This window comes from Streptomyces sp. NPDC059455, assembly GCF_042750115.1.
GTDB classification, from domain to species: domain Bacteria; phylum Actinomycetota; class Actinomycetes; order Streptomycetales; family Streptomycetaceae; genus Streptomyces; species Streptomyces endocoffeicus.
Genome location: NZ_JBHYVB010000305.1, coordinates 1 through 10,062 on the forward strand (window position 1 = coordinate 1; position 10,062 = coordinate 10,062).

Genomic DNA, 10,062 nt, shown 5'->3' on the forward strand with positions numbered 1-10,062 from the left:
CCAGATGCACGGACGAGCAGGCTTCACCTTGCTCCGGCACCGCATCCTCCTCGGATAGCAGCACGCTCCGTTACCACCGAATGTGAGACAGGGCCGTCTATTGGGCACTCCCTCGATGTGCCGTCGCAGGATGCAAGTCAGGACGGGGTGCCCGGGCACCGTGCGCGTGTCCCCTTCGGCACGGCCCTTGCGGTCACGCTCCTCGTGGATCTCCCCCGCGTCGGTCCACTGCTTGCCGCATTCCTGAGGCCCCTGGCGTCCAGGGGCCGCACAGTAGCGCGCTCCACCTGGACACCAGGGGCCACGCCCGCTCCATGATGTGTGGGTCGACGGCAGACGGGATGGGAGCTGGCGTGGGGCGAGTGGTGGGTATGGGCGTCGTGTCGGTCGAAGGCATGTCCAGCCATCAAAGGACTCCCTCAGGGCAAGGGTTGCGGTTTCGGCTATGCCGTATGAGATGGCCGGACCTGCCTTTACCTACTTAAGACCGTGTGCGGCCGCCATGTGTGGTCGCTGCGCGAGAAGGGTTTCCAGTCTGCTGTCGGGCCAGAGTTCGATGTAGGGCGCGGTACCCTCCGAGTTATGCCGCTCCGCCCAGGACACTGCGTCAGCGGTGAATCTGCCGCTCGTGGCGATGACAATCCCTCGCACAAGCGGGGGTCCCCATAGCTTGCCTGCCGTTGCAGTCTCGCTGACGGCGGCTGCGTTGACCGAACGGTTGCGCCAGTGTTTGGCCTGAACGATGACGCGCTCGGTACGCACACCGCCGGAACCGTCACGAAGGACTCGGTCCATAGAGAGGTCGCGCCCTCGGTCGGGGGCACGAGTTTGCATCAGTGTCGGACTCACCGAGCACGGTCACCACCAGCGGCAACTCGGTCTGCCCCAGTACCTCATGGGTGAACAGCATGCCGAGCATGGTCAGCACCAGATTGATCTCGGTGATCCGGTGCTGCTCGATCGCCTCCAGGTACTGACGGGGTTCGAACCCCGATTGCACGACCGAGGTGCCGCCTCGGAACGAGTAGGGGAGCACGAACGTGCCAATGGCGTGGATGAGCGCTGCTGCGTGGAGCATCCCCGAATCCGGGCCAGGCGCAAGAAGGCTGGCCAAGATGTTCGCGGTGACGGCCGCGTAGGAACCCTGGGCATGCGTGGCCGCCTTAAGCCTGCCCGTAGTGCCTGAGGTGCGGAGCAGCAGCATCGGGTCCGACTCCGTCAGCGGCACTCCCGGTTCGTCCGCACTCACGTTCACCAGCTCTGCCATCAAGTCTGTGCCCCCAGTGGCAGTTGCTCCACCGAGCCCGACGGTCTGCACATCGCCCATGCCGGCGACCAGCCGCTCAGTGACCTCGGTCAGCAGACCCAGATAGTCTCCCTTCCGCATCCCGTTGGCCGACAAGACCTTCGCAATCGGTTGGCGGTCTCGTGAACCTCCCGGAACGTCAGGGTCCTGCCGTTGAAGACGACGGCGGTCCGATCAGCATGCTGTGCCGCGCCGCGGCGCACTGGGTCAGTGGCGGTGACCACGAATTCCCTCCTGGGAAATAGACCGGGCTCGGCGTCTCGCAGGTGCGTCGCCAACCGGTTTGCGAGTTCTCCGTAACTGATGTCGTTGCCGGCTGGCGCAGCGTGATCCTGCCGGGGTGACGCGCGGCGTGGGCGGGGGCCAGTTCGTGCTCCCTTGGCTGTCGCCCTGACCCCGGTGTCTCCCCTGACCACCTGCGGGCGCCTTCCCTGTCCGGCGTCGTGGCTATCGGCCCGCACCGATTACGGGCTCACGCCCGGACAAGGCGGTGGTCGCTTGCGCCCGCCGGGTGCTCAAGGCCAAGGTCAAGGCGGCTGCGGACAGGATCGAGGAGAACCGGAGCAGGGGGATCACGAGGTTGAGCTGGGTGCCGACCACGGTGGTCCTTCCCCCCGCAGGGGCTGGCAGGAGCTGTCAATGTTCTCGCGAACCGCCGGATATGCTGACCGGCCGACTGGCCGAACGGTCGGAGGTGAGGGCCGCCGGGCCCCGGCTGGTGGCGTATCCGGCGATGCCGATGACTAGCAGCAGGACAACCGTGCCGAGGGTGAACACCTCAAAGGTGGTACGCGAGACGCCCCAGGTGTCGTGGAAGTCGTAGCTGATGCCGAACAGGGACTCCAACGTGCCCGGGAACAGGGCCACCCAGGAGCCGAGCACGATCCAGCCGTAGGTGAGCGCGGCATACACCTTGAAACCGGTCGTGCCGAATGGCACTCGGTAGGGGCGGGCGACTTGAGGGTGGCGTACGCGCAGGATGAGCAGAGCCGGCACGACGGTGAGGTAGGAGAGCAGCAGAGTGGTGATGGCGACCGTGAGGACCACGTTGAAGACGGCGGCAGCGCTGCCGTGGACAAGGGTCATAGCGGCGATCATGAAGGCCGTCGCGGTGATCCCGGACAGGAGGTTCATACGGACCGGGGTGCTGAGCCGTGAGTGGAAGGCTCCAAGGCCGCGGCTGAAGAAACCGCCGTCGGCGGCGGCCATGGCCTGCATGCGGTCGCTGACGATCATCCAGGCGCTGCCCTGGGTGAGCAGCGCGAAGACGAACAATACGGCGGTGGCCGTGAGCAGCGGCTCAGTCCAACCGCCGTACACGCCTGTGTAGACGAGGCGCGCTGCGTCCATGAATCCCCCGATGCCTGTGGCCTGTCCAGGCGGGGCGGCGGACAGGATCGCGAGGACCGGAAGCAGGTAACAGCAGGCGGCGATCAGGCCCGAGACTCCGATGGAGATCGGGACGTCACGCTGCGGGTCGTGCATCTCGTCGCCGGCGGCGTTGGGCGCCTCGAAGCCGACGTAGGCGAAGAGCAGCACCGGTACCAGGGCGAGGAAACCGGCGCTGGTCGGGCTGAAGGAGGTCCTGTCGAGGCCGTGGAAGCCGTTCTCGGTGCCGTAGGCGAGGGCGGTGCCGGTGAACAGGATGATGGCGAGGACCTTCATCGCTGCGCCCGCGGTGGTGATCCACTTTCCGCGGTGCAGCGAGATGACGGCGGTGAGGATGGCCGCCCAAATGAACAGCAGCTTGAAGGCGTAGTCGGCGAAGGTACCGGTGCCGAGGCGGAAGACGAAGCCGTCCCAGGTCTCGGCGGCGATGAAAACGAGGGAGCCGCCGAGCCAAATGGGGTTGGTGACCCAGTAGAAGAGGGTGGTCACAGCCGCCGCCGACCTGCCGAGGGCGAGCTTCACCCAGACGTACGGCCCACCTTCTTGGGGGAAGGCCGCGCCAGTCTCGGCGAAGATCAAGGCGTACGGGACGAGGAAGCCCAACGCGATGATGGCGATCCAGGTAGCGGCCTCGCCGCCACCGGACGCGATCTGTCCGAGGGTATCGAAGGAGAGCACGGCGGCCACGCCCATCGCCATGATGTCGAAGCGGCGCAGGCTGCGCCGCAGATGTGGGACGGGGGTGGACACGGCAGGGCCTCCGGGTGCTGGGCTTGACGGGACCCGCTCAGTCTCGGGCCGGGTACGTTGCAATACTAAGTGGATCGTGGTGATGGCCTCCTTGGCCTCGCCCTCGGTCATGATCAGCGGCCGGGATAGGACGAGGCCGTGCGCGGAGAGGCGGGCGATGACGTCGACCTCGCGGCCGATCACGTCATGCGGTATCCGTACTGGGCCGAGCCGGAGTGGCGCGCGGGTAGTGCGGTCGGCGACAGGTTCGACGGCGAGCATCATCTCGACGGACCGGATCTCCCCGACGATGTCCAACCCGTCAATATGAGCGTCGAGTTCACGGTTCAGGTACGCGCCGGTCTGGGTGGTTCGGGCGAGTAGGCTCTCGCGTTCGACGATGTCGGTCGGCCAGCGCGTGTCGTGGCGAAGGAGGCTCGTCTGCTGCCCAACAGGAAGTCGGCTGAAGCCTCTCGCGCCGCCTCACACCGGGGTGAACGGTACTGACCCGGATCTCCCGACCGTGGTCCAGCCCCATCACGTCGGTCAGGTTCGCCACGGCGCCCATGGCCACGTTGTTGGCGGCTGTTCCCAACATCGTGCAGTGCACCTTCGGATCCGACGGGGCAGCTCGTGAGGCGAAGAGGGGGCCGTTGATGTTGGTGCTCATCGTGGCCCGATGACTGTTCATGCCGATCTGGTCGACGGTGCCCGGAATCGCTACGACTCGCGTTGTTGACCAGTACGTCCCAGCGTCTGAACCGCTTGGCCGCGCCGTTCATGACCGCCATGGTGGCGGCTGGGTCCGAGACGTTCACGATCTGGGGGATGTATGTCCGCACTGTCCGGGCTCGCTTGGATGGTCTACCGCGGAGGCGCCTCGGTGTGCCCCACGAGCGAGCCGCGGTGTTCCGTCAGTGGCCATCTGGTGCGCAACCTCGGCCCCGATACCGGTACCGGCGCCGAGATTGGGCAGATGGACTTGCGTTGGTGCACGAGTTCCTCGTCTTTCGTATGCGCGACAGGCATAACCGCCCGGGTTTGTCCCTACGGCGGTAGCCTAGAAAGGTCGGCGCGGCAGGCACTTGAACCACGGCGACGTCCGGACGGAACGTAAGCGCCATGAGGTGGTCTCGGCCCGACGCCCTGGAATGCGGCGGTGAACTTGCCGGTTGGCTGGGTGGTGACGCCCAGGACGTAGACGCGTCAGGTGGCGATCTCCATGGCGAAGAAGACGTAGAGGCGCTTGAGGCGCCAGACCCGTGCCGAACCGTTGGTATCAGGGAGGATGTCGCGTCCGTGGTGGCGATTGTCGACAATGCCCACGGGCGGGAGCAGCTGAGTCGCAGCGTGCGGGCCCGAACTCGTCGATGCCGAGGAGACTCGGGGTGGGGACGCTCGGATAGGCGAACGTCGCCTTCGGGCAGGTGCTCTCGGCAACGGAAGCGACAAGCCCGTAACTCGATAATGGTCGGCCTGCCACCGACAGCGGTGTCCGCGAGACGACGCACGGGCCGCCACGCCTGGCGTGACTGGCACGATCACTTGTTGCGGTGTGGCCGGGGCGGACGGGGGTGCGTCACCCTCGGAGCGGGCTGGTGGCGGATCTCCAGCGGTCATGCGTAGGGAAGCCGGTCAGAGCCTCTCCCGCTCACAAGCGGTTGGCTTCGGAGGCAAGGCAGACGGACGATCTGCCATACCTCGCGGGGGAAGCTCTGACGTCCGGCTCTGCGGGCTGAGTCAAGTCCCGCCACGGGCCGTCATACACGGCTCACTGGAAGTCGCACCCAGGGTTGGGGCGTCCTGGGAGAGGGGCGCGCCGTGCGGGAGGGCGTAGAGGACCTCCAGAACGATGTTCCTGGAGCCGAGGTTGCGGCCGATGTGGACACGGTCGGGCCCAGCGCGTTCCTTCAATGTGCTGCCGCTCTTGTACACACCGTCCGCGGCGCAGGTGGCGTCGAAGTGGCTCAGCGTTCCTTGCTTGACACGGCCGTAGAGGGTGCCGTCGTGGTAGTGCCAACCGGTGGACTGTGTGCTTGCCGAGAATTCATCCTCCCTGGTCGGAGGCCTGCACCGGACCTCACAGTCGTCGGCCGCGGTCGCTCGAGCCGGCGCTCTCGCGTAGCCGTTGTCCATGCGTCATGATGATCGATCGTGCTGCTACGACTGGCCCACCTTGGTGTGACGAATGCGTTCGCGGTATTGCGTCTGCTGCCGATGAGCGACCAGGACAAAGATGCAGAGATTCTCGCCCTGCGCCATCAGATCGCGGTCCTGGAACGCCAACTCGGCAAGAGAAAGGTCCGGTTCAGCACAAGCGACCGGGCGTTCCTGGCGGCGCTGCTGCACCGGCTTCCGCTACCCACCCTGCGGCGTACGCGGCTGCTCGTGCGTCCTGACACGGTGCTGCACTGGCATCGCGACCTCGTCACACGCCACCATGCCGCGTTATCGCGGCCCAAGCGACCTGGTCGACCTCGTACGGTGCGCTCCATCCGGATTCTGGTACTGCGCCTGGCGAGAGAGAATCCGAACCGGGGCTACAGGCGTCTGCACGGTGAGCTGCTCGTGCTGGGTGTGAAGGTGGCCGCGTCGACCGTCTGGAAGATCCTGAAGGATGCCGGCATCGATCCGGCGCCCGACCGGAGCTCCAGCACGTGGGCCGACTTCCTGCGCTCGCAAGCCGACGCCCTCCTGGCCTGCGACTTCTTTGAGACGGTCACCTTGTCCGGCGCGCGAATGTACATACTCGTGGTGGTCGAACACAGTAGTCGCCGCATCCGGATCCTGGGCGCCACCGCACAACCGACCACCTCCTGGGTAACACAAGCGGCGAAGAACCTGGTCATGGACCTCGAAGACGTCGACTTCCGGGCACGATTCATGATCCGAGACAGGGACGGGAAGTTCCCCGCCCTGTTCGATGGCGTCCTCGCGGACGCGGGGATCACAGTCGTTCTCAGCGGCATCCAGATGCCGAGAATGAACTCCGCTCATCGAACGGTGGGTACAGACCCGCAGACGTGAGCTCCTGGACCGGACCTTGATCTGGAACCAGCACCACCTCCTGCACGCCCTGCACAAGTACGGACAGTTCTACAACGCCCACCGACCCCACCAGGGCATCGCCAACGCCCGACCGCTGCACCCACTGCCCACACCGATGAACGATCCGGACAAGTTGAGCCGCCTGGACATACGCCGCCACGACCACCTCGGCGGCATCCTCCACGAATACCAACATGCAGCATGACCTGCACGGATGAAGTATTCGGCAGGGACAGGGCTGGAGCCGGTGGTGCGGCTGGCCGAGCGGTGCGGTCTGCCCGCGCTGGTCGGGGAGCACGTCCGGCTGCCCGCCTCGGAGGACGGCACCGGCGCCTTCCCTGCGGCGAAACTGATGTCAGGCCAATGCCGCGTGGCTCGCCCTGGCGGCCCTGGCACACAACCTGACCCGCGCCGCCGGCGCCCTGGCCTCCGCGTTCCATGCCAGGGCGACCACCGCCACCATCCGTGACCGCCTGATCAACGTGCCCGCCCGCCTGTCCCGCTCCGCCCGCCGCCTCACCCTGCACCTGCCCGAACGCCGGCCCTGGAGCGAGGACTTCACCCAGCTGTTCAGCACGGTGCATGCACCGCCGGCCCTCTGACGCTCCCTGACCGACCTGCCCGAAAGGGCCCGAGACCTGTGGACAAAGTGGAAGAGCTGGGCAGACCAGCGGCCACCCCATGCCGAATCCGCAACTCAGCCCCAACACGGCCCGCACGACCCCGAAACGATCAACCGGGAATCAAGCCGGTGGATCCGGGGTGAGTCAGCGCACCAGGCAAGGGGGGCTCTCACAGTACCTGTATCACCAGGATCTCCCAGACGTCCAAAACGCCTGTCAAACTGGTTGAGTCGAAAGCGCCGACAACACTCCATGAACACACACTGCAGCTTTACCTCATCAGTTCAATTCAGCTGCCCCGAATGCGCGACCGTGTCGGCGCATTCTTCCACGACAAAAGGGACGGATACCAATGGCGGACAACCACTTCACCACTCACACAGAACTTTTCGATCTGAGTGGGAAGTGCGCACTTGTCACTGGCGGCACCAGGGGCATTGGGATGATGATAGCGCGCGGCCTTCTGCAGGCGGGCGCCCGCGTCATTATCAGCTCACGCAAGGCAGACGCGTGCGCGGAGGCAGAGCATCTACTGTCCGAATTCGGCGACGTTCAAGCAATCCCCGCCGACCTGTCCAGGCACGACGAGTGTCAGCGCCTCGCTGATCTTGTCAAGGCCGACTCGGAACGCCTGGACATCCTCGTCAACAACGCGGGAGCGATGTGGCGCGAGCCGCTGGAGACGTTCCCGGACGAGGCCTGGGACGCAGTGATCGACCTCAACCTCAAGTCGCCGTTCTGGCTGGTGCAGGCGCTGCTCCCCGCACTTCGCAGGGCGGGCACCGCCGATGCCCCCGCGCGGATCATTAACATCGGCAGTATCGCCGCCATCCACGTCGCCGAGGCGCCCAACTACTCGTACGCCAGCAGCAAAGCGGCACTCCACCAACTCACCAGAGTGCTTGCCAGGGAACTGGGCCCACAGCACGTCACGGTGAACGCGGTAGCACCGGGAGTGTTCCCGTCGCAGATGGTGGCGTCCACGCTCGATGCCATCGGCGACACGATCGCGGCGAAGGCCCCTCTGCGCCGGCTCGGCCGCGACGACGACATGGCGGGTATCGCCGTGTTCCTCGCCAGCCGGGCCGGCTCCTACCTCACGGGCACCATCATCCCGGTAGACGGCGGCACCGCGACGACCGCATCGGGTACCCCGTAGGCTGCGGGACGGGCTTACGGTGAGGGGATGGCCACGATGGATCTACGCACCGAGATCCGGGAGTTTCTCACCTCGCGTCGCGCCCGCATCGCACCCGGGCAGGCGGGCCTGCCCGCTTACGGCGGCAACCGTCGGGTCAAAGGTCTGCGCCGCGAGGAGGTAGCGCTACTGGCGGGGGTATCGGTCGACTACTACGTGCGCATGGAGCGCGGCAGCCTCGCCGGTGCCTCCGATGGCGTGCTCGACGCGTTGGCCTCTGCCTTGCGACTCGACGAGGCCGAGCGCGACCACCTGTTCCACCTCGCGCGCCAATCCAGGGCGCCCAGCGGCCCACGCCGGCGTAGGCCTGCCGTGACGGTGCGCTCGACGCTGCAGCAGGTGCTCGACGCGATCTCCGATGCGCCGGCCTGGATCGGTAACGGCCGTTATGACGTGCTCGCCATGAATCAACTCGCTCGCGCGCTGTATTCACCGGTGCTGGCCGACCCGCGACGACCCGCGAACACAGCGCGGTTCGTCTATCTAAACCCCGAGGCGGCCAGAGATTTCTTTGTCGATTACGACCAAGTTGCCGGTGCCGCGGCCGCGAAGCTACGCATGGAAGCCGGTCGCAATCCGCACGACGAGGAGCTGATCTCCCTAGTCGGCGAACTGTCAACGTGCAGTGAGCTATTTCGGCAGCGGTGGGCATCTCAGGACGTGCGGCTGCACCGGTCCGGACGCAAGCGGGTGCACCATCCGATCGTGGGCCAGCTCGACTTGGACGTCGAGTCCCTGGAACTGCCCGCCGAACCCGGACTGCACCTCAACGTCTACACCGCACCCGCGGGCACACCGACCGCTGACAATGTAGCGCTCCTGGCGTCGTGGGCGGCCACCCAACAGACGCTGGCAACCGAGCTCGAAGCACACAACGGATAGTCCAACCCCTTCAGCCGTACTACCGGTAGTTCGTTAAATCCGGCGGTAGAGGTCAATGCCGTGTCCGGTGGTGACCGCGTCGATCAGGGCCTGGAGCTCGGAGGGTGGGTCGGTGTCCGTCCGGGCTCGCCACCATCGGGTGAGGGTGGTGGCGGGGGTGAGCCAGGAGCGGATGGCGCGTAAGGCCCTGGGCCAACAAGGTTGTCGGGGCTGGTGGGACGGGGCCGGTCCCCCTCTCTGGCTCCTCGTCGGGGCACGGGTCCGGCGCGGTGGTATCCAGGGGTCCTGGTGGGGTGAACCACTGGTCCCGGCAGAAGGAGAAGGCGCGGTTGACCAGGGTCTGGTGGCGGCGGATGGCGCGGTCGGAGCGGACTTGGAAGTCGGCCCGGCCGAGTTCGTCCTTGACCTGTTTGTAGCTCTGCTCGGTCCAGGGCCGCAGGCTGTAGAGGCGGACGATCCCGGCGAGGTCGGCCGGCGGGTGGGGGCCGGTGGCGGCGTGGGATGCGTCGGGGTGGGGCAGGCTGGTGGCCAGGTACCAGGTGGCCTTCTCCGGGAGGCCGGCCGGGTCGGTGGTGGCCACGACCGGTCGGCAGGGTGAGTCGGGTCCGTATCCGCCCGGGCGGGCATCGGCGGTCCACCAGGTCTCGGTGTGCCCGTCACGGAAGTGACGCTGAACGGGCGTCCAGTCGCCTGGACGCCTGGCATCGCGCCAGGTCAGGGTGTGGGCCGCTTCGATGGGGGTGTGCGGCTGGTCTGCCGGAGCCCAGGTGCCGCGGTGCGGCTTGAGGGCCACCACGTAGGCCGGGCCGGCCTCGCGCGGTGCGAGGTACCAGTCGTCGCTGACTTAAGTGGGCACAGTCGGCGACCACCGTGCGGCAGCCGAGGCC

The 10,062-nt window shown here is 66.6% G+C and carries 7 protein-coding genes and 3 pseudogenes; 5 read left to right on the plus strand and 5 right to left on the minus strand.

Annotated elements, in window-relative coordinates:
* Window positions 1-477 precede the first annotated feature (477 nt).
* The 3 genes from ACFXB5_RS50050 to ACFXB5_RS50060 all read right to left on the minus strand — a co-directional run bounded on the left by ACFXB5_RS50050 (window position 478) and on the right by ACFXB5_RS50060 (window position 3,445).
* A complete protein-coding gene (locus ACFXB5_RS50050) occupies window positions 478-834 on the minus strand; it encodes a restriction endonuclease (RefSeq protein WP_385221861.1) in 357 nt (118 codons plus the stop codon).
* On the minus strand, window positions 776-1,402 hold the full coding sequence (locus ACFXB5_RS50055; protein WP_385221864.1) for an AMP-binding protein: 627 nt from the start codon (window positions 1,400-1,402) through the stop codon (window positions 776-778). Before ACFXB5_RS50055 ends, ACFXB5_RS50050 begins: the two co-directional genes overlap by 59 nt.
* A gap of 540 nt (window positions 1,403-1,942) precedes the next feature.
* The gene (locus tag ACFXB5_RS50060) at window positions 1,943-3,445 is read right to left on the minus strand and encodes an APC family permease (RefSeq protein ID WP_385221866.1); all 1,503 of its coding nucleotides are present in this window, start codon (window positions 3,443-3,445) and stop codon (window positions 1,943-1,945) included.
* 138 nt (window positions 3,446-3,583) lie between these two features.
* On the opposite strand from ACFXB5_RS50060, the gene ACFXB5_RS50065 reads away from it, so the two are divergent.
* Entirely contained in the window at window positions 3,584-3,808 is a 225-nt protein-coding gene (locus tag ACFXB5_RS50065; RefSeq protein WP_385221869.1) for a hypothetical protein, read from the plus strand.
* Window positions 3,809-5,195: 1,387 nt separating this feature from the next.
* Here the strand turns inward: ACFXB5_RS50065 and ACFXB5_RS50070 are convergent.
* Window positions 5,196-5,455: pseudogene (locus ACFXB5_RS50070) on the minus strand (cupin domain-containing protein); the annotation flags it as partial.
* A gap of 123 nt (window positions 5,456-5,578) precedes the next feature.
* On the opposite strand from ACFXB5_RS50070, the pseudogene ACFXB5_RS50075 reads away from it, so the two are divergent.
* The 4 genes and pseudogenes from ACFXB5_RS50075 to ACFXB5_RS50090 all read left to right on the plus strand — a co-directional run bounded on the left by ACFXB5_RS50075 (window position 5,579) and on the right by ACFXB5_RS50090 (window position 9,175).
* A pseudogene (locus tag ACFXB5_RS50075) lies at window positions 5,579-6,677 on the plus strand (integrase core domain-containing protein).
* Between the two features lie 154 nt (window positions 6,678-6,831).
* Window positions 6,832-7,074: pseudogene (locus ACFXB5_RS50080) on the plus strand (transposase); the annotation flags it as partial.
* A 373-nt stretch (window positions 7,075-7,447) separates the two neighbouring features.
* Window positions 7,448-8,254 (plus strand): SDR family oxidoreductase, encoded by an 807-nt coding sequence (locus ACFXB5_RS50085; RefSeq protein ID WP_385221872.1) that lies wholly within the window; start codon window positions 7,448-7,450, stop codon window positions 8,252-8,254.
* A gap of 27 nt (window positions 8,255-8,281) precedes the next feature.
* Window positions 8,282-9,175: a helix-turn-helix transcriptional regulator gene (locus ACFXB5_RS50090; protein ID WP_385221874.1), complete on the plus strand. Its 894-nt coding sequence runs from the start codon at window positions 8,282-8,284 to the stop codon at window positions 9,173-9,175.
* A 52-nt stretch (window positions 9,176-9,227) separates the two neighbouring features.
* On the opposite strand, the gene ACFXB5_RS50095 is transcribed toward ACFXB5_RS50090, so the two are convergent.
* Entirely contained in the window at window positions 9,228-9,971 is a 744-nt protein-coding gene (locus ACFXB5_RS50095; protein ID WP_385221877.1) for a hypothetical protein, read from the minus strand.
* Window positions 9,972-10,062 lie beyond the last annotated feature (91 nt).